Annotated in this window: 15 protein-coding genes and 1 pseudogene; 5 read left to right on the forward strand and 11 right to left on the reverse strand. The window is 36.2% G+C overall.

All coding sequences use genetic code 11. The annotated features are described in order from the left end of the window. Positions 1-7 precede the first annotated feature (7 nt). Entirely contained in the window at positions 8-862 is an 855-nt protein-coding gene (locus Q0Z55_RS05985) for a UTP--glucose-1-phosphate uridylyltransferase (RefSeq protein WP_297425602.1), read from the reverse strand. Between the two features lie 340 nt (positions 863-1,202). Between Q0Z55_RS05985 and Q0Z55_RS05990 the strand changes: the two genes are divergently transcribed. The 3 genes from Q0Z55_RS05990 (at position 1,203) to Q0Z55_RS06000 (ending at position 3,614) form a co-directional block, all read left to right on the forward strand. After that, positions 1,203-1,703, forward strand: coding sequence for a lipocalin family protein (locus Q0Z55_RS05990; protein WP_297425651.1), 501 nt, complete (start codon positions 1,203-1,205; stop codon positions 1,701-1,703). A 106-nt stretch (positions 1,704-1,809) separates the two neighbouring features. Further along, a complete protein-coding gene (locus tag Q0Z55_RS05995) occupies positions 1,810-2,754 on the forward strand; it encodes an ABC transporter permease (RefSeq protein ID WP_297425605.1) in 945 nt (314 codons plus the stop codon). Further along, the gene (locus tag Q0Z55_RS06000) at positions 2,751-3,614 is read left to right on the forward strand and encodes an ABC transporter ATP-binding protein (protein ID WP_297425608.1); all 864 of its coding nucleotides are present in this window, start codon (positions 2,751-2,753) and stop codon (positions 3,612-3,614) included. The genes Q0Z55_RS05995 and Q0Z55_RS06000 overlap by 4 nt, the downstream gene beginning before the upstream one ends. Before the next feature lie 188 nt (positions 3,615-3,802). Here the strand turns inward: Q0Z55_RS06000 and Q0Z55_RS06005 are convergent, their stop codons facing one another. From Q0Z55_RS06005 to Q0Z55_RS06025, 5 genes are all read right to left on the reverse strand, one after another. Further along, complete coding sequence (locus Q0Z55_RS06005; protein ID WP_297425611.1) at positions 3,803-4,042, reverse strand: hypothetical protein; 240 nt, start codon at positions 4,040-4,042, stop codon at positions 3,803-3,805. A gap of 229 nt (positions 4,043-4,271) precedes the next feature. Beyond that, entirely contained in the window at positions 4,272-4,988 is a 717-nt protein-coding gene (locus tag Q0Z55_RS06010) for an ABC transporter ATP-binding protein (RefSeq protein ID WP_297425614.1), read from the reverse strand. Next, on the reverse strand, positions 4,981-6,120 hold the full coding sequence (locus Q0Z55_RS06015; RefSeq protein ID WP_297425654.1) for an FtsX-like permease family protein: 1,140 nt from the start codon (positions 6,118-6,120) through the stop codon (positions 4,981-4,983). Before Q0Z55_RS06015 ends, Q0Z55_RS06010 begins: the two co-directional genes overlap by 8 nt. A gap of 71 nt (positions 6,121-6,191) precedes the next feature. Then, on the reverse strand, positions 6,192-7,358 hold the full coding sequence (locus Q0Z55_RS06020) for an efflux RND transporter periplasmic adaptor subunit (RefSeq protein WP_297425617.1): 1,167 nt from the start codon (positions 7,356-7,358) through the stop codon (positions 6,192-6,194). Positions 7,359-7,376: 18 nt separating this feature from the next. Next, a complete protein-coding gene (locus Q0Z55_RS06025) occupies positions 7,377-7,628 on the reverse strand; it encodes a TIGR03643 family protein (RefSeq protein WP_297425620.1) in 252 nt (83 codons plus the stop codon). A gap of 130 nt (positions 7,629-7,758) precedes the next feature. Between Q0Z55_RS06025 and Q0Z55_RS06030 the strand changes: the two genes are divergently transcribed. Next, a complete protein-coding gene (locus Q0Z55_RS06030) occupies positions 7,759-7,902 on the forward strand; it encodes a DUF2256 domain-containing protein (RefSeq protein ID WP_297425623.1) in 144 nt (47 codons plus the stop codon). A 157-nt stretch (positions 7,903-8,059) separates the two neighbouring features. Here Q0Z55_RS06030 and Q0Z55_RS06035 read toward each other — a convergent pair whose 3' ends face one another. Together Q0Z55_RS06035 and Q0Z55_RS06040 are read right to left on the reverse strand one after the other, a co-directional pair. Beyond that, entirely contained in the window at positions 8,060-9,079 is a 1,020-nt protein-coding gene (locus Q0Z55_RS06035; protein WP_297425626.1) for an ABC transporter substrate-binding protein, read from the reverse strand. Positions 9,080-9,189: 110 nt separating this feature from the next. After that, positions 9,190-9,621: pseudogene (locus Q0Z55_RS06040) on the reverse strand (transcriptional regulator); the annotation flags it as partial. A 665-nt stretch (positions 9,622-10,286) separates the two neighbouring features. Here Q0Z55_RS06040 and Q0Z55_RS06045 point away from each other — a divergent pair. Continuing rightward, positions 10,287-12,008 carry an alpha/beta hydrolase gene (locus Q0Z55_RS06045; protein ID WP_297425629.1) on the forward strand — a complete coding sequence of 574 codons (1,722 nt, stop codon included), beginning with the start codon at positions 10,287-10,289 and terminating at the stop codon, positions 12,006-12,008. A gap of 88 nt (positions 12,009-12,096) precedes the next feature. Here the strand turns inward: Q0Z55_RS06045 and Q0Z55_RS06050 are convergent, their stop codons facing one another. From Q0Z55_RS06050 to Q0Z55_RS06060, 3 genes are all read right to left on the reverse strand, one after another. Beyond that, on the reverse strand, positions 12,097-17,817 hold the full coding sequence (locus Q0Z55_RS06050) for an ATP-binding protein (protein WP_297425632.1): 5,721 nt from the start codon (positions 17,815-17,817) through the stop codon (positions 12,097-12,099). Beyond that, positions 17,817-19,622, reverse strand: coding sequence for a hypothetical protein (locus Q0Z55_RS06055; RefSeq protein WP_297425634.1), 1,806 nt, complete (start codon positions 19,620-19,622; stop codon positions 17,817-17,819). The genes Q0Z55_RS06050 and Q0Z55_RS06055 overlap by 1 nt, the downstream gene beginning before the upstream one ends. 157 nt (positions 19,623-19,779) lie before the next feature. After that, complete coding sequence (locus Q0Z55_RS06060; RefSeq protein ID WP_004907164.1) at positions 19,780-19,986, reverse strand: helix-turn-helix transcriptional regulator; 207 nt, start codon at positions 19,984-19,986, stop codon at positions 19,780-19,782. Positions 19,987-20,179: the final 193 nt, after the last annotated feature.

Genomic DNA, 20,179 nt, shown 5'->3' on the forward strand with positions numbered 1-20,179 from the left:
CTAGCGCTTATGCATTTTTGATCAATTCACACAGTTCATGTCCAAGGGTTGGATGCTGTTTGGCATAGTGTAAGGTCGCGCTAAAGTAACCTGCCGGATGACCACAATCAAAACTTTGCCCATGTAAGTGGTAGGCTTGTATCTGATCGAGTTGCACAATGGCATCTGTCAGTTGGATTTCGCCACCTTGTCCCGCAGGTGTGTTGGCTAAAATGTGTAAAATATCATGCGGTAGCACATAACGCCCCACCACTGCCAAATTAGAAGGTGCTTGATCCACCGCAGGTTTTTCAATCATGCTGTGAATGAAGGCGCTCTGCCCTGGTGTAAGTGCTTGATCAGTGGCCACAATGCCATATTGATCAACACGTTGTGGATCAACGGGTTCTACCATGATTTGTGCTATTTGATTGACGCTATAGGCATCAATCATCTGTTTTAAATTTGAATAGGGTGCATCAATTAACACATCGGGCAACAACACAGCAAAGCCTTCATTGGGTGCCAAACAGTGCCGTGCTGCGTAAATGGCGTGACCTAAGCCCAAGGCTCTGCCTTGACGTACACTGCTCATGGTGACGTGTGGTGGAATGACCCGAAGACCCTGTAACAATTCAGGCTTATCTTTATTGAGCAAGTGCTGTTCCAGTTCAGCATGGCAGTCAAAATAGTCCTCAATCGAAGTCTTACTCGAATGCGTGACTAAAATGATGTGCTCTATGCCAGCATCAATCGCTTCTTGCACTACATAATCGATTGCCGGGCGATCAATAATACTGATCATTTCTTTAGGAATCGCCTTACTGGCAGGTAGTAGTCGTGTTCCAAACCCTGCAACTGGTAAGATCGCTTTTTTTATCATTTTTGAACATCATGTGATTATTCTTAGAGTATCCCAACATAATATAAAAGCGCCAAGATCTCGTCTTTACTTACAAAACCTATAACAAAAATTAAAACTTGGTTTAAATTGATTCAGGCCAAGTGTGATTTTTAAGTGAAATTTCATCTAAAGTTGAAGGTCAAATGGTGATAGAAAACATTTTTATTCAAACCCTCACAATACTTATACAATTTTAAGCGCATTTACCTCTATAAAAATAGTATTAAATTCAGCATCATAGCTACATAAATTTGACTTGGATTCTAACATGCAACACTTAAAAAAAATAAGCTTGGCATGCCTACTTGCAGCCAGTGCCATGACACCGGCTTTTGCCAAAACTCAGGTACAGGCCGTTGAGCAGGTTGATTTAAATAAGTATTTGGGCCAGTGGCACGAAGTAGTACGTAAGCCTTTAATGTTCCAAAAAGACTGTGCCTACAATGTCACCGCCAATTACAGTTTAAATGCCAAAGGGAATGTTGCTGTAGATAATCGCTGTTACAAAGCAGATGGCAGCATGAAGCAATCTAAAGCCGAAGGTTTTGTCCAAAATGCACCTGCCAACTCAAAATTAAAGGTGAGCTTCTTACCTAAAGCCATTCGTTGGATTCCAGTGGCACGCGGTGATTATTGGGTGCTTAAAATTGATCAAGATTATCAAACCGTGTTAGTGGGTGAGCCAAACAAGAAATATTTATGGGTATTATCGCGCGATCCGCAGCCTAACCAAGCCGTGGTTGACGAGTACCTCAACTATGCCAAGTCATTGGGCTATGATTTAAGTGATCTGATCTATACTCCTTATAAACAACAGTAAATTTTACATCATAAAAAAAGCAGCTCATGGGCTGCTTTTTTTATGGCACTCATTTTGCTTATTGGTATTACGTTTTATATAAAAAGTATGATCAATATGCGACGTTATGAGCTACGTAACACAATCTCTCAGCCCGCAACAAAAAGTATTGTTCGGCCTTGGCTCATTTTTAATTCCAATTTTAATTTGGTGTGCCATGAGCTACATTCCAGCTATTTGGCATCCGCAAGTACATATTACCGATGTAGGGAGTAGCACATTTTTACAACTCGATAGTCGAGTTGAACGCCATATCTTTACTGAACAAGCACAACTTGCAGTCGATCAAGGCCTGACCCCACCCCAAGGCGTACTTAGTAATCCAATTTATTTACCTGCACCGCACGAGGTTGCCACTGCATTGGTCACGGCATTTATCACACCACCTGCACAAGCAGGCGCACCTTGGTTTCACCAAAGTCTGTGGCACAGTATTCAATTGGTATTTAGTGCCTTCTTTATTTCATCATTGATTGGCATTCCTTTAGGTATTTTGTGTGGATTTTCTAAAACCATCTCGCAATTGATTGAACCTTTTGTTGAGTTTTTTCGTTATTTGCCTGCGCCTGCTTTCGGCGCACTGGCAGTTGCGATTTTAGGCATTAATGATGCACCTAAAATTGCCATTATTGTAATTGGTACACTTTTTCAACAAATTTTAATTATCGCCAACACCACAAAAACCGTCGATAAAAGCCTCATTGAAGCGGGTTTTACCTTAGGGACCAGTAAAACCAAGGGTTTATTTTACGTCGTGATTCCAGCTGCATTACCTGACATTTATCGTGATTTAAGAGTGCTATTAGGTTGGGCATGGACCTATTTGATTGTGGCAGAGCTTATTGGCAGTACCTCAGGAATTACTTGGTTTATTACCCAACAAGCACGCTATCAAAATTTTGATAATGTTTTCGCCGCAATTTTGATTATTGGCATGATTGGTTTGGTATGTGATGTCTTACTGATGAAATTAGGCCAGCGTCTATTTAAATGGAAAGGAGCAAAAGCATGACAAACTCGGTTTACTTTGAGCAGATTTATCAACGTCCTGTGATTTTAGAAGCTAAAAATTTAAGCCAAGTCTTCCAACAAGGTCAAACTGGGCGCACCATTTTAAATCAAATTAATTTACAAATTCATAAACGTGAGTTTATTTGTATCATTGGTCCATCTGGTTGTGGCAAATCAACCTTGAGTCGTGTGGTGGCAGGCTTAGATGGCTACACCAGTGGTATGTTATTGGTCGATGGCCAAACCGTGACCGGTCCAAGTCCTGAACGTGGCATGGTGTTTCAAGGCTATACGCTATTTCCTTGGAAAACGGTCAAAGAAAATGTGATGTTTGGTCCCTTAATGAAAGGAGAAAGCCATCCTTTGGCTGAGGCTCAAGCGCGTGAGTGGATCAATATCATTGGTTTAGAACAATATGCCCATCAGTACCCGCACCAATTGTCAGGTGGCATGAAGCAACGAGTTGCGATTGCGCGTGCCTTGGTTAATCAGCCCAAAATTTTACTCATGGATGAACCTTTTGGCGCACTTGATCCACATACACGCCAAAAAATGCAAAAGCATCTGATGGATTTATGGGCCAATATTGATATTACGATTATTTTTGTCACGCATGATATGGATGAGGCTATTTTATTGGCAGATCGTATTGTGGCGCTCAAAGCCAATCCCGGTGAAATTAAAGAAATTATTGAGGTTGATTTGCCCCGTCCGCGTGATATAGAAGTCATGCAAAGCGATGCCTTTAAGCGGTTAAGACAACGCGTTGACGCTTTAGTGCATGTAAGTGAAGAGACACTTGATCCTGCACTTGCAAATTTGCCCAAAATTCCAAGAATGACACAAGTGAGTACCAAATGAAAAATGGCTGATCTATATGATCAGCCGCTTAATTTTTATTAAACGACGAGCAAACATCATCACGGCTCATATTTTGCAGACTCAGCACTTCAATGTATTTAGATCAATCCTTACTAGATGGCTTGCTCATTAAGGTTTTTGAATATTGCTGTAAAAGTGCATAAAAAAACCTCCCGTAGGAGGTCAAGTTAAGCGTGTGGGCAATAACGTTGCCAATCATGTTGCAGCTTTTCCCATTCTTCACCTAAAAGCTGTTCACTATAATAGATACAATAAGTTGTATCAGGATATTCAATGACATGCTTATACAGTTCGCCAACCAATGACTTATAAATACAATCAGGAAAATTATCGTCTACATCAATCGGATTAAAGTCATAATCAAAATATGCATTTTTCTTGGCTTCAAAGGCTTCAATTACGCTCATAACCATCTATCCAAATTTCAAAACAGCTAATCTACCTTATTTTAAGCACAATTTAAATTGAGCATTTTTAAAAAGCCTAGATGAAGAATGCTCATTGTACACAAGCACAGATAGAATGTTTTTTCGAGTTTAGCTTTTATCTGTTGTTAAATGATTGATCACTGGTTTATCTAAATTGATGATAGGTCATCTTCAGTCAACCTGATTAAACAAGTGACAAACAACCACTTTAGTCAAGTGCCTTGGTCGTCAAGGTATCACTTGCAATCCGCCCATCGACCAAGTTAATGGTACGGTCACAGGTGGCAGACAACCTTGGATCATGTGTCACCAGTAAAACTGCACATTCATGTTGGGCATTGACTTCACGGAATAATTCAAACACCTCACTGGCCGTTTGGCTGTCTAAGTTACCTGTGGGCTCATCGGCAAGCAGTAAGGCTGGTTGGGTAATCAAGCCACGTGCAATGGCAACGCGCTGTTGTTGACCACCGGAAAGTTGACTGGCTTTACGCTTGGCGAAGTCTTTTAAACCGACAGCTTCAAGTAAGTAATGTGCGCGCTCAATCGCCTGCTGATTGGGGCGTCCATGGACCAACATTAACGGCATCAGTACATTTTCAAGCACGCTAAAGGCTTGAATCAGATGATGAAACTGAAATACAAAGCCTATGCTTTGCCCACGTAAGCGCGTGCGCTCTTGGTCATCCATTTGACTGGTGGGTTGACCAAGTAAGTAAATTTCGCCACTTGTAGGTTGATCAAGTAAGCCTAAGATATTAAGTAACGTACTTTTACCCGAGCCTGAGGGGCCAATTAAAGCTGCAAAGTCATGCCGTTGAATGGTGAAATCAATGCCATGTAGAACCTCAATTTCATTGGGTTGCCCAATATTATAGGATTTTTTTAACTGCTCTAAGCGTAATACTTCAGGAGAGCTAGACATGACGGATGGCCTCTACAGGATCGAGTCGTGCAGCACGGCGGGCAGGAATGGCTGCGGCAATTAAACCACTTAAGGTGGCCAACAATAAAGCTGCACTAATTAAGCTTGGTGAAATTGGAATATAAAATAAACCCGGTCCAAACTGATTAAATGACCATACTAAAGCGTAACTGGTTAATATCCCCATCACTGAACCTAATAAGCCAAATACTGCGCCTTGAATTAAGAAAATTACCAAAATTTGATCACGACTGGCACCTGTAGCACGTAAAATACCAATTTCACGCGTACGCTGTACCACACTAATTGATAAAACACTGGCAATTGCAAATGCCACTGAAATTGCCACAAATACAATAATCATATTGGTGGATAAACTTTGTGCTGAAATGGCATTCATTAATTGAGCATTACTGCCAATCCAACTGTCTGCTTTTAAACCCGTCAGACGGTGCATTTGTGCTGCCACCTCTTCTGCAGCAAAAATATCATCAATGCGTAGGTCAATGACGGTGACACCACCGGGTAAATTGAGTAAAGATTGCGCGCGTTTTAAATCAACGTAAAGGTAGCGTGAATCCAGTTCACGTATGCCAAGTTCAAAAATACCTGCCACATTCATGACCGCATTGACATCTAAACCATTGTCCAAACGAATTTTACTGCCTACACGCACACCTAGATCTTTGGCCATTTCACTGCCAATTAACACATCATCTGCTTTTAGACGAACTTGACCTTGGGTCAGATAATCTTGTAACGGTACAATACGTTGGTAGCGCGCTAAATCCACACCCATAATAGCCACTGATTGAATGGCATCGCCACGCTTGACCAAAGCCGGTCCAGAGACCATCGGTGAAACGGCTTGTAGTGTCTGAATTTGATCAAGATTACTCACCACTTCTTGCCAATTATTAATTGAGCGTAAGCGCTGTGCGCGTTGATCTTCATAGAGCATTTGTACAGTATTGGGCGGGCTAATGATCTGATTTACCTGCTGTGGTGCATGCAAACTCACATGGGCTTGTGTGCCTAAGGTACGTTCAATCAAATTAGCTTGTAAGCCTTGAATCAAAGCACTAATGAAAACAATCACCGCCACACCAATGGCGACACCACCAATAATCATCAGTGATTGACTGCGTCCTTCACGTAAAAAACCAATTGCAATCAGCCAATTGGTCCACAAGCGTCGAATATTCAATCTTGGCTTACCTGCTCAATGCGCACACGTTGTGCATCCTGCCCCTGATTTGGATCACGTAACACCTGATCACCTGCTTTTAAGCCGCGCAGTACCTCGCTTTTGGTGCTGCTTCTTAATCCCAGTTGTAGTGTTTGACGTTGTAGTCTTTGATCACGTACTACCCATACATCTGCTTGTGCACCACGCACATTAAATAAGGCATCATTGTCAATGACTAAGGCTTGATCACGTTGGGCAGTTTCAATATTGACCGATACCGTCATGTCCTGACGTAAAAATGCAGGCACAGGATCAACCGAAAGCTTGACATCTACCGTACCACGTTGTGGATCAATACGTGGCGCAATAAAATTAACTTGTGCAGGAAAAGCTTGATTTGGATAAGCATCTGCGATGACTTGTGCTGACTGTCCTACAGCCAAATAGGGTAAATTTTGTTCGTCCAGGGGGACTAAAATTTGGGTTGGACCCTCTATCGCGAGGCTAAATAAACTTTGACCCGGTTGTACCACATCACCGACCTCAACATTACGGGTCAAAATGGTACCGGCAACTTGTGCACGAACTTCACTTTTCGCCAATTGTGCTTTTAATGCATTCAGACGTTCCATTAAAGTGCGCTCTTCAATTTGACCTGCTGCTAAACTTTGTGCTTTTAGACGTGCTGCGGCTAGTTGATTCCGGGCTAAGCGTTCTGCCTCGCGCGCTTGTTCTTTTTCTTCCACAGACAGTACGCCAGCTTCGGTATTTTGACGACGTTTTGCTTCGCGACTGGCTTGTTCAAGCTGTAATTCAGCACTTTTAAGCTCCACTTGCGCTTGTGGATAACGCACTTGACGAAGCTCTCTTAAAGCATTTTCAGCTTCTTTCACTTGTGCTTTGACATCATCAGATTGAATCACCAACAGAACATCACCGGCTTTCACTTGCTGACCTTCTTCAACACGGCGCTCTAATACCACACCTGAAATTTGGCTCCCAATTTCGCTACGTGATACATTTTCAAGACGACCTGAAGCCACGACTGTTTGTACTAAGGCTTGGTTTTGCACACGATAAGTGGCAACAACAGGACCTTGCACTTTTTGCCAAAACACCCACAACACAACAAACAGTGCAATTGCTGCGAGTAACAGATATTTTTTCTTACGCAACAACATCAAAAGCACTCTCCTGGCTTAAGTGGGTTTATATTGACGACTACAGTAGGCACGAATCACCTCATCAGAGCGTAGCGCAACATGTTTGGTTTTACGACCTGTGACACGTTTACGCCATAATTTAAAACTGCTACTTTTCAGCTCTTGACGCATTAAGCGAATCACCGCTGCTTCATTTAACCCATATTCGCGTAAAATGGCTTCAAATGGGGTACGATCTTCCCACGCCATTTCAATGACTCTTGATACATCTACGGCTGTATGTGACATGTGATCCCCTCATGGCTTGACACAAACATCTGATTAAACTTTATCTTAAGTGACAAAAAGTGAAATATATGTGATTTTTTGTTGCTTAAATCTTGTTTTCATTGAAATTAATTACATGGATTGAGCTGTTATGAAAAAACAACATCTACCTCAGAAAATCTGTATCTGCTGTGGTTTGAGTTTTACTTGGCGCAAAAAATGGCAACGCTGCTGGGATGAGGTCAAGTATTGCTCAGAACGCTGCCGTAGGCAACGTGGTTTAAAATCTAAATAAACGATCAATTTTATAAATTTTATCTGTTTTACAATTGGATGGCTTTTTTTTATTCTAACAACAGACCAGGTAGCCAACCTTGAGGGTTGGTCTACCGACCAAATGTATAGTCATCCTTTAAGCCAAGCAATTCTCCCCTCTTTGCTTGGCTTTTTTTTTAACGCAGTGATTGTAATAATTGTGGATAAATTAAACCGTCTACATCAAGCTGGTGAGTATATACGCCTTGGTCTACATTAAACTGATTCACGTGATAAGTTGAGCCATAAATGGAATCAAATTGCTTTGATTTTTCAAATACTTTTTGATTGGCTTGAATGTCTAATAAATGCGTACCCTCCAACAATTGTTGGTATTGTGCTGCATCTACACCCACGCGTTTGGCCATAATATTGAGTGCATCTTGGCGTGTCTTGGGATCTTCAATGTAATGCACGGTACGATCCCAAATTTGGATTATTTTTTTCCAAGCTTCAGGATGACGTGCCAAATGCGTCATATTGACTGTTAAAGTGTCATAGATCAGACCGGGTTTGTCTTGAGATGAATAAATAATCTGAGCGCCTGCCACGCTGTTTAAAGCTTGATTGGCAACAGGCTGCCATACCGCAATAGCATCCACTTGTGGGCTGGCAAATACTTGCGGTAATTCGTTAGTGACGGCATTAATCAGCTTGACTTGATGTTCTTGAATACCAGCATCTTGCAGCGCAGTATTGAGTAAATGATGGTCAACGAGACCTTTTTCAACCGCAATGGTTTTACCTTTTAAATCAGCAATACTATGCACACCTGATTTAGCAATAATGACATCATTACCCGCTGAGTAATCGGTGGCCATAATCATCATGCCACGTGTACCGCCTGAGGCAACCACTAAATTATCACCATTAGAAATCGAAATCGCATCCAGCTGATTTGCAGCAAATGCATTCATAGAGGCAGAGTAATCAAACCATTTAAATTCAACTTCAAGTCCAGCTTCCTTAAACCAACCTTTATCAATGGCAATTTGCCATGCCACCCATCCTGGCCAATCGCTATAACCAATTTTAATGGGCTGCATGGTTGTTTGTAATTTGGTATGTTGACTCGGTTGTGGAATAGGTGCCGTTTTGTCACAGCCAATCAATAGCCCCACACTTGCATATAAGATAAAGCTCGTTATTTTCATCATAGCCCTCTGCTTGTATTTAAATCAGGTGTACTGGTTACAGATAAATGTGTGTTACGAGCAGAATTGTCAGTAGGCAGCTTGGCATATGCTATGTCTTGTCCTTGTTGCTGATCATTTTGTGCCAAAGGCGGCATAACAGCATCCATTAACTCCAAATGCCCTTTAATGACTCCTTTTAGGGCAATTAGATTTTGACTGATGCGTTTTAGGTCATGACTTTTACCTTGTAATAGCATCACTTGCATGATTTTTTGATCATCAAGTTGAATATGTTGTGAACTGATGACCTGCTTTAGATATTGTTGTTGCAAATCAATTATTTGATAGTGAATATTTTTAGATTGAATGCTATAGAGCACAGTGAGTGTACCGACCATGACCGCATTGGCTTGATCATTTTTGCTTACGAGTTGCTGATGGATCATCTCCACAATGGCTTGGGAGCGATTTTCGTAATCTGGCTGGACAATTTTTTTATCCAGTGCAATAAGTGTACTTTGCGGCAAAGTAATACTAATACGGGCAAGTTTAGATTTAGGCACTTGAATTATCTGCCTTATGTTGAGGCTGTACGATATATAGGCCGGCACGTGCAGTGAATAGGTTGGTTAAAAAGATTTTTACGGGATATAATTGTTTGAGCAGCATGAGCAAGTATCCTCCTAGTATGACGAAATTTATAATTTGTATGACTAAAAGGTTTGCATAAACTGTGCCAATTTGGGATTTTATTTGCTCAAATTGCATTGCGCTATGTTAAGTCTGATCTCACCACCTCATACATCTTTGTATTGACCTCCTCACTCACCTAAAAGAGCCACTAGATACTTAGCCCTAAGTGCATCAGATTAGCATGTCTGTGTTTATAATTTGGCGTGACCTAGGTTCAGTGGTTTTTATGTTGATGGGTAACTAGTGAGAACACTGCTGGCGATATACCACCTTAAAAACTATTCAAAATGGCCAACATTATTAATCCAAAAGTCATCGTGCAGGCATCATCCAAAGTAGTTTAAGATAAAAGCAGTAACATGCTGGTTTATATGAAAAGTACAATATAAAAGCAATCTCTGCACCTGTAGGACTCAAATTTGAGGTGAAAAGTGCCCATAAAAGCTAAACGCTTATACAATCTCAGCTCAATTAAGCACCTCAAATGAAGCAATAAAAGTTAAAATACAAGCTTTAGGATACGAGCAAGGCAGCCATGACCAAAGCACTTTTAAGCAAAAAACAGCAACGCTTATGCGTCGCTTTGGGATTGGTGTTTACACAATTATCTGCTTGTCAGATGGTGAGTATCCAAGAAGGTAAAATTGATCAAACCATACAATCACGCACACAAGATATTATCAATAGCAAACACTTGAGTGCAGATAGCATCAGTTTACTCACGCTTTTATCCTATACCCCAACTACCTGCTTAAGTGATATTGCCGCTTGTAGTGCTCATGTTTTGGCGCGTCAAGTGATTGCAGCTCATGAACGCTACAGTACATTAAGTGAATTATATTTAGCCCATGCACAACAGCTTGAAAAAAAACGTTTACTTGGCGCAGATCGTGAGCAAATTGCCAAAGCCTATGAGTTGAGTTTGAAGTATAGCTATTTGTATTTATTTAAATCTGGCTTAGATCCCAAACAGCACACTTTTGATTTGCGACAAATGCAAGGCAGAACCTTTTATAATTATTCATTATCCAAATTAATCACATTCAAATATCAAGCCCATCCAAGTGCTCAACTGCCCGCAGCATTTGGTGTAGGTTTACAAGAATATTATATTGATACATCGTTTTATCCGGCTTTAAAAGACTTAGCTATTCAAGGTTTGCAATCGAGTTATGTGTTAAATTTTTCAGGGTTTGATCGCGTTAATCGTCAAGATGGTTTAGGTGCAGAATTTATTGTGCTGAAAAAAGATCAAGCACCGATTGCCAATGATTTTGTTTTAGATCCACTTACTCATTATGCCCATCAAGACAATCCGCGTATTCATCAGCCAAAATACTTGTCTGTGACAGCTACAGTTCAACCTCTCCAACAAGATGCAACTGCTGAGCAAATCTTAAGCGCACAGATCCCGCTTAAAATTGATCTTTATGATCCATATCAATACAAAACTGGTCAAATCAATGGGCAGAGCTATACCCTGACAGCAAACTATACAGCGCCGTTTGCTTATTGGTTGGCTCAAAATCAATTGGGGAAATTTGGTTATCTAAGTTTACTTGATCGAGCAGAAACATTGCGCATGCCCCACCTTTATATGTTAGAGCCTTATCAAGCAAATAAAAAAGTTGTGGTTTTGATACATGGTTTAGCCAGTAGCCCTGAAACATGGATGAACCTGACCAATAATATTTTAGGTGATGTACATTTAAGACAAAACTATCAAATATGGATGGTGGCTTATTCAACCAATATGCCAATTTTTGAAAGTCGTTTTCAGATTCATGCTCTGTTAAAACAAGCTTTTGCACAAACTGAACAGGGTTCTGCTTCCAATCAAGATGCTGTTTTAATTGGACATAGTATGGGTGGAATTATTAGCCGTTTATTGGTCAGTGATGAGGATATTTCTCAGCAAGCGATTCCATTGATGAATTATGAACAATATACCCGTTTGCAACAAAACCCCATTATTAAGCAACGCTTTGACTTTAAAAATGATTTACCTTTTAGCCGCGCCATTTTTGTTGCAGCACCACATCAAGGCAGTGATTTAACGGATCGTTGGTATGTGGAGTGGGCCAAGAAATTGGTCAAACTGCCCACCTCTTTTTTTGATCAAGTGAATATTGAATTGACGGGCAGTACCAGCACGCAAGGTTTAATCCAAAATGGACCAGATGATTTAAGCCCTAATTCACGTTTTATGCAGCTCACTGCATATTCTTATGAAATTGGACAGATATTCTTACTGTGACTTGGACAGCGATTCTTACATTACTTGGACAGTGCTCAGCGATTAAAACGACTTTAGTCTATTCAATATTTTATCAGCAATTTTTACATTAGATCTGTATCCGGCTATATAGCTCTGTAACTTTTTCTTCACTTGAAAAATTACGTTTATCTACAATAGTCATTTTTCCTAGTAGATAGAAATCTCCATCACTATCAGATTTTAGAAATTCAAGTATATTTTTAGGAATTAATAAACTTGTACCAAGAGATGGGCCTAACTCTTGATAATTTGCTGGATACCAATGGTGGTTCCAAAAAATCCATTTGGCATTTAAAATGTCTCCACACTTGTATTCAATACTATTTTCTTTAATATTTACAATTGGCATATTATTTCCAATAGCAAAAGTTGGTGTCGTATAACCTCTTTTCAATAGATCTGTTTGCCAACGACCAACATCATTTGGATAGTGTAACTGTGACAAAGGCGTTATATCAAACATATGGCTTTGATCATTTTTAAGACAAGAATAGATTTCTTCTGAAGAAATATTGATATTGCTCAAGCTATGAAAAAGTTGAACTTCCAAATCAATACTAATATCTTTACTGGATCTAATTATAGGTCCTGAACCATAAAGTATTATCTCATTTTGCTGATTTATTGCATTGAGATAGCAATCTAATTCGTTAATATTATGAATTTTTTCAGTTTTTTCAAATTCAGCAATATGAGGCCATCCTATAGGTATCTGGGCTGATTGTAGATATACATATTTTTTAGAGTATGGGCTTACTTGATACGATAAAGTGATAGCTTCCTCATAAGACAAGTTCAAACATCTATATGCAAATGTAATAGTTCGTAGATAAGCTGACAAGACTATGGTTTCAGCATCCGATGAAATACTACACGACACTCTATCTTGAGGATAAAATTGCTCATTAATGAAGTTATAATGTCCAAAATAATTAATTTCATTTTTATCCCTTATCGATTCCCATTCAAACGCACAATGTGAAATGAGAGGATAATTGAGACTTTTTCCTAAATCTTTCAAAATATTTAAATAAATTGGCGCTAAGCCATTTTGGGCTTTCTTAAAATCTAGTGATTCTACAAAAGAGTTATTCTCGATTTTTGTATAAGAAGAGGTATTCACTTTAACTTCTAAGCTATAGCCAAGATCTTTTAAAATTGCATTCGATAAAATCGAATGCTTGTTGATGTTAAGTAACAATTCTTCCAAACTAAAATTCTGATTTTTATTATGAAAAAGTATAGATAGGTAATCCGTAACGTCAACTTCATACTTTAATTTACTTAAATGATTCAAATATAAAGAACGAAAATCACTATTTTCTTCCAATAAAATTGAAATTTGCTGTGCAGTCCGTAGTCTAGCCACCTTGTCTGGCCATTTGTAATACCAGAGAAGAATATGAGATGAAATTTCGGATTGTAAGAATTCTTTCTCGTTCCAATACAATTCCGATAAAGACAAATGAGCAATTTCTTCTTCTAAACATTCGAGCATAGTCTCAGTTACATTTTTAGCTAACTCGTGTTCCCCAACAGCAATATAGAACTTAACTAGTCCACTAGAAGGCGTGTAAAACCAGTCAACCAAATTACTATTTGATTTTTCGCCAACTAAAGAGTCTTTAAGAAATGATTGCCAATTTTTCTTATACAATTTGGCATAATTTAATAATTTTTCTTCTGCTTTAGAACCAGAATAACGGCTCCAGTATCTATTTTCTTGAATGCTTAAAATGGCTAAGTTATAGGATTTTTTTAACCCCCTAAGTCTTCTACTCAGCTCAAATATAGAGTCAAGACTTCTTTGAAGAACCCTAGGGAAATTAGCATCATTATTGATTAATTCAGTATAAGCTTGAAGAATATTTGATCCTTGCCCCTGTTCAACCCAATGACTAATCCAATTTTCAAGAAACTCTTCTTCATACCATATATTACGTGACTCAAGTTCATTACAAAGCTCTTTTAATGACTCAGGTGGATAATGACAAATATCAATATCTATAGGCTTTGTTTCATATGAGGAGCCATTATCAGAGTCTCTAGGAGCTGGAGGAAAGCCTCCTAAAAATTCTATTTGTTCATCAAAGAGTTTTTTTAGTTCAATATTATTTTCAGATCTAACCTCAAGTTGTTTTAGAACTTCATAATTTACCTGAGATTTTAACAATGCTTGATCTAATGGAGAGGAAAGTGGAAAAAACTGTACGAAGCTTTCCAAAACCTTATTACATAAAGACCAATTATGCTCATTCAGATTATGCTTAAACTCATCAGCTAAACGTGTGGGTAAGTGCTGAGCTATAAGTCTAATTCTCCAGCCTGGGATATGCCTTATCTCACGCTCTGTAAAATCGAATATATCATTGGTAAAAGGTGATAACCGTCTAATCCAATCAGATATATTACCCACCTCATGATTACCACATTCATCAATAGACTCATATAACTCATGTAATGTTGTATCTTTTCTATATCCATACCCTAAGATATGCTTAGCTGTAAGAGCCATTCCATGACGAGTTTGCTCTTCTAAATCATACATAAAAGAAAGTTTAGTAATCTCAAAGCATTCATTTGTTAGTGTGGAAGTATTATCTTTTTTTGCTGAAAGATTCTGAAAAGCATTAGAAATAAAATCCGATACTAGTTTTCTAGAAAGGATATGTGAAACATTATGATCAACGGCAAATGACAACCAATTTAATGGTAAAAACCACTGATTTTTTGTGAGATCTAAGATCTTTTCTTCATCAATTTCTTCTAAAAGACTAATATTTTTTAATAATCTATAAAGAGTGATTGAAATGTAAGTTAAGCTTTTAGATATATTATGCCAAATGGATTGGCCTTCAAAATCTAAATCTATGCGATCTGGAAATTCAACTTCCTTAATTAAATCATATATATAGAATATATTGATTTTTTCACTACTATTAACTTTCTGAGCAATTTTTGATGCAGCATATTCAAAAAATCTTTCTGCATTTTTTGCGATTATTATTGAATCTAAATTATTGAAATTGTTGTCTATAATTACATAAGAATTAGTATAAAGAACTTTTGCAAATTCATAGAAAAAGATATTGCTATAATATTGATATGACACCTCTTTGTAAGAAGAAATTATCCTTCTTTCATAATTGAAATCATGAATGATTTTATTCCCACTTAAGAATTCAATTATATATCTATAAATATTATTGTTATAAATCTCTTTTTCAGGTCTATCATTTAATGATATTTCCAAATCACAACAAGCAAAAATGAAATTATTCCAATAATAATTGGCGGATTCTAGAGGGATATGATTTTTAGGAAACTCTAGAATTGAAGAGAGTGCATCTGCTTTGACAAGATTATCTATTATTCGAATGAAATATTGTTCTTTGTCATCAACTTTTTCTAATAACCAGCAAATTTTTTCAAGATTTGGCTCATCAGTATAAGTTAAACAGTCAAAAGCTAACCCAATAAGGTTGTCAATTTTATGACTTAGAGAGTCAACATCATTTTTTACATAGAATCTAATTCTTTTAATTATTTCTTCGAAGCATTTATCAATGATTTCTGGAGAATTTTTTCTGTTAAAAGCTACAGCAGAAATTTCCCCTTCATTCAATGTGTGAAGATGATCTATTCTCCAATCAGTTGAGACTCCCGAAAAATCATAATTCAAAGCTATTTTTATATATTCATGATATTCCTGAATCTGGAATTCAGGACCATTGAGAAAGCGGTGTTTTATTAAGCTTATTCTTACTAAGTCTTGAAATCTTTCTTGTATAAAAGCTTCTTTCTCTGCTATAGAAAAAATACGTTTTATATAGTCTTGTGAATAGCCCTTACATATAGAATCTATAAGCCAATCTCGTGTGATCCCTGTTAATAAGGGGTTTATATCACCTAATTGACTACTTATGACCCATTGCCATCCCCATTTCCAGAACTCAGGAGCATCATCATCAATCCATTTTTTAGCTTTTTTTAAAAGAGATTCACATTGATCTATATATTCTTTCTTATTCCTGAGGTGAACGATAATACTGCTATGAAAAGGAGTAATTCCACTTAGGCGTTTTTCAAATAAGAAACTTATCTCTTCAAAAGCCTGTGCAAACCCTAAAGAGTCTTCAAAACAATAGGCAAGGCTATTTCTATCAGGCCATAAAAAATCTACACAAGCTATCTGTAATAGAACTTGTTGAGCTTGAGGCGAAAGATTAATCCAAAGCGAATTATAGTATTGATTGATATCGCCTTGAGGACATACAGGTAATCTCTCGATTTCATACTTAGACAAATATTTATTTTTGTAGGTTAAAATCCTTAAGGAATAGATAAGATACAATGGATAGCCTGCAGAAACCTTATAAAAAGCTTCTGCTATTTCTTCTATCTGTTGTGATCTATATGTTTCATCATGATGAAACAAAATTGTTTCATTTTCTACCAAACATTCTAGCCAATTTCTTATAGCTAACATATCCATGGGAGGGAAAGTTAACCAATTTGAATCTCTAGGTATTTCAGAAAGCATCCTAGTTGGAAGTTTACTAGTGCTGATAGGTTGAGTACCAAAAATTAAACAAACTCTTTCTTTAAAAGGAAGGAGACGATTAACTAAATGTGATAATTGGTTTATATCAGTTCTTTCGCGCCCAACATGATCCAAACCATCAATAATAATAACTAATTGCTTGTTTTGTCTTTTAGCTTCATAAATAGCAGTATTCAACCATTTTTCTAAAGTATTCGATAATGGGTTTTCATCATTAAATCGATTAGGAAATAATTCCTTAAGTTGAAATTGAAGTGATTTTTCGGCATTCGCATATGAGATACGATCAATTTCACTTTGTGAAGAAAGAGAGTAATGATGACGTAAAACAGGTGTACCTTCTTCCATCAATTTCGTAGCGAGAAATGATAGAAATGTGCTTTTGCCCATTCCAGGTTTTCCACTTATAACCCAAGCACCTGTACTATGTGTTTTATCCCAAAGATTATTATGAAATTCTTGTGTAGGAGGAATATAGCCTTTAGGTATATCGAAAAATTGAGATAAGGATTGTGAATTATTAAATTTCAATAATTCTTCTATATGGTAGTGATAAATTAGACCATCCGGGCTAGGCTGATTTTTTCTTGTAGCCCAAATTGTTACACTTTTCAGAAAATGATACCAGCCTTCTAAATCTGTATGATCTGGTACTAATAAATCTTTTAACTTATTTTCATATTTCTGAATTGTTGGTTGGCTATGCTTAAAATTAAAATTTTTAAAGAAATAATTTGTTTTTTCTATACCACCTAATTGTTCATTGATAATTTCAAGATCTGAAGTGGAGATACGAGAAACATCAACAAATCCTGAATCTAGTAGTTGGGAAAATGTTTCATCAGGAATTCGATTTGTTACTAGTATAGCTTTCTCAAGTTGATTATTTGCACCATATTTATAAACATCCTTAGCCCATTTTTGGAGCATCGAAGTTCCATTTTCTTTTTTATTACATAACCATGAAAAATTTAGTTTTAAGTCATCTCTTTGCGCATCTATAGTAAATTTAACCTGGTATAACTCATACCTATTACTAGAATTAAGAGCAATTACATCATCAAGACCTTGGAATTTTTCACCAGCAACTGATGAACTTTCAATACTAATCCAGTGGTATTTATCAGGATTATGGTACCAATCAATAAGTAACTGAATACATAAGAGGTCTTGGTATTCATATCCCAATCTTGTAAGTTGTGATGATTTAATATTGTTAGACATTATGACACCTTAAGCTGAACAATATCTTTTAGTGAACGTATAAACTGAATATATCTTGTTTTAATTAAGTTTTTTTTCTTTTCTTCAAAAAAATCATAATCAAAATCAGTGTTTTGCAACGACCTTAAATATAAATCAATTTCAATAAATAATGTACTTTTAGCTTCATCCCCTAAACTATCTAAATAGTTATTGATTTCATATAATGGTAAAGAGTTTTTTGAAATAAATTGATCATATATGTAGGCATAACTTTCAGTAATTTTATCTAGATAATTACTTGTATCACCCCAAAACACTCTGTTTACAACACGATTAGATTCTTTGCTTTTTGAAAGAATACTGTTGAGATATGTATCATATAGACGATTTGATAAAACTCTAAATAAGCTAAATACTATATCATGTGAAGTCTCAATTCTTGTTTCTGAAAATATTGCTGTGGCACCTTTAATTAAAGTTAAATTTTGTAAAATAGCTTTAACGTACTTGTATTTTTCTTCAATACTTAGATCACTTTCTAATATATTTTTAATTAAACAAAATTTACTATCAATACATAGATTGAGTAAACCATTATTGAATAAAACACTTAAATCATTAAATGTTTCAAATTTATCTCTATTATAATAATCAACTTTAACCCCATTTGGTATGTTTAAAAAAACATCAATCAATCTGTCAATTTCTATTCTATTTCTTATAGAGTTAGTGGCTAAAATTATAGTGTAGAAGTTATAGCTAGCTTTAAGTGTATTTTCTTTTAAAATATAATCCCACGATGTCCAAGAGTCTATGAATCGTGAATAAATTAAATATCTAAATTCATTACTCACATTCAACTTATTATTTAAATCAAAAACTGTTACATGATGCATTTCAAGTAATGTACTCAAGTAATCAGATCCCTCCCTCCTAGATAATCTACCTCCGATATAATAATATATATAAAGCATTCTTCTAACTAAATGAATATTATTATAATCTAATGTGCTATCTATAATTTGCCTAATTTCACTAATAAAAAAATTAAGATCATTGACATCAAATTTATGCTTTATATAGTTAATTTCTATGAAATTTACTAATTGAATATCTAACTCTTCTACTTGAGAAATACTTTTATTTTCAACAAGGTATTTCAATTCATCAATAATTACTAAAAAACCATCTCTAAGTCCTTCTTTATTATTGTATGTATATTTTATTATTTCTTCTATCTTCTTTTTTGCATATATAAAATCCATGGTTTTAGATAAAAAAACATAAATGATATAAAGATTAAAAACAAACCAAATTAAAAATAAAAATTGGGCTATTTTAAATAAAGGAATATTAAAAAATGAATCAAAAATAAATAGAAAAGCATAAGATGCTAGAAGTAAAAAAGAGCTACTTGCTAGAAGATTAAATCCTGTATGAACTTTATAAATATTCATTAATTTATCTGAACTTGCTCTTCCTACGCTGGCTAAACTTACATATGCAATAACAATAGGGAAGATTAAACCGATCAGAGTTGCTTGAGCAGCAAATAAATATAATGATGCATTCTTTAAATCATTAGAAAATGTATTATTTTTACCAATATTTAATGAAATATATTTATTTAAAATATTGATATCTAAAGTTGAAAAAAGGTTATATGAAAATATAAATAACGCGCAAATTGTAGATATATAGACGGTTAGAAAAATATGAAGACTAATAGTTAAAAGGTATAAAATATTATAACTACTAATTTCGCTTAAAAATTTTTCTTTCCCTTTGTAAGCGTATAGCTTTTCTAATTTTTCTTGTGTCACAGATTACCTGACCAAATCTTCAAATTGAAATACATTAGCTTGGGTTGACGCAAATCCCGTCAACTATATGATTATACTTTAAATTTCTATTAATAAGACATATAGCGGACTATATTTGACTATTTTTTAAAAAATTTGAGTGCATGTACATCAAGTATTAAGGTAATAATTCTTTTGCACTTGCACCTAAGACCGAAGCAATTTCATATAATTTTTCGACAGTAAGATTTACTTCCCCACGCTCAATCCTCCCCATGTAGCTTCGATCAATACCACATTGAAGCGCTAGAGATTCTTGAGTAATACCTTGTTGTGTTCTTTGTTTGCGGATTAATTGTCCAATTTCAACTGATAATTTTGTCATTTGAAACTAATTGCTCAAAAAACAGAAATATCACCAATTGAGGACTATATATCCACGGACTATAATCCTCTTTTATTTTTTAATGAAAATTCATATGTTTGACTTTTATCTACCACTGGCTTTGTTGCACAAAGATTTGAAATGCAAAGCGCCCCTAATTGAGCCAAATTTAAGGCGTAACTTGGGTAAGTGG

It is taken from the genome of uncultured Acinetobacter sp., assembly GCF_947626835.1.
Classification (GTDB): domain Bacteria; phylum Pseudomonadota; class Gammaproteobacteria; order Pseudomonadales; family Moraxellaceae; genus Acinetobacter.

Excerpts from the sequence above, each read along its gene's own strand:
- Q0Z55_RS05985 (WP_297425602.1), bottom strand. The coding sequence starts at position 862 with ATGATAAAAAAAGCGATCTTACCAGTTGCAGGGTTTGGAACACGACTA.
- Q0Z55_RS05990 (WP_297425651.1), top strand. The coding sequence starts at position 1,203 with ATGACACCGGCTTTTGCCAAAACTCAGGTACAGGCCGTTGAGCAGGTT.
- Q0Z55_RS05995 (WP_297425605.1), top strand. The coding sequence starts at position 1,810 with ATGAGCTACGTAACACAATCTCTCAGCCCGCAACAAAAAGTATTGTTC.
- Q0Z55_RS06000 (WP_297425608.1), top strand. The coding sequence starts at position 2,751 with ATGACAAACTCGGTTTACTTTGAGCAGATTTATCAACGTCCTGTGATT.
- Q0Z55_RS06005 (WP_297425611.1), bottom strand. The coding sequence starts at position 4,042 with ATGAGCGTAATTGAAGCCTTTGAAGCCAAGAAAAATGCATATTTTGAT.
- Q0Z55_RS06010 (WP_297425614.1), bottom strand. The coding sequence starts at position 4,988 with ATGTCTAGCTCTCCTGAAGTATTACGCTTAGAGCAGTTAAAAAAATCC.
- Q0Z55_RS06015 (WP_297425654.1), bottom strand. The coding sequence starts at position 6,120 with ATGATTATTGGTGGTGTCGCCATTGGTGTGGCGGTGATTGTTTTCATT.
- Q0Z55_RS06020 (WP_297425617.1), bottom strand. The coding sequence starts at position 7,358 with ATGTTGTTGCGTAAGAAAAAATATCTGTTACTCGCAGCAATTGCACTG.
- Q0Z55_RS06025 (WP_297425620.1), bottom strand. The coding sequence starts at position 7,628 with ATGTCACATACAGCCGTAGATGTATCAAGAGTCATTGAAATGGCGTGG.
- Q0Z55_RS06030 (WP_297425623.1), top strand. The coding sequence starts at position 7,759 with ATGAAAAAACAACATCTACCTCAGAAAATCTGTATCTGCTGTGGTTTG.
- Q0Z55_RS06035 (WP_297425626.1), bottom strand. The coding sequence starts at position 9,079 with ATGATGAAAATAACGAGCTTTATCTTATATGCAAGTGTGGGGCTATTG.
- Q0Z55_RS06045 (WP_297425629.1), top strand. The coding sequence starts at position 10,287 with ATGACCAAAGCACTTTTAAGCAAAAAACAGCAACGCTTATGCGTCGCT.
- Q0Z55_RS06050 (WP_297425632.1), bottom strand. The coding sequence starts at position 17,817 with ATGTCTAACAATATTAAATCATCACAACTTACAAGATTGGGATATGAA.
- Q0Z55_RS06060 (WP_004907164.1), bottom strand. The coding sequence starts at position 19,986 with ATGACAAAATTATCAGTTGAAATTGGACAATTAATCCGCAAACAAAGA.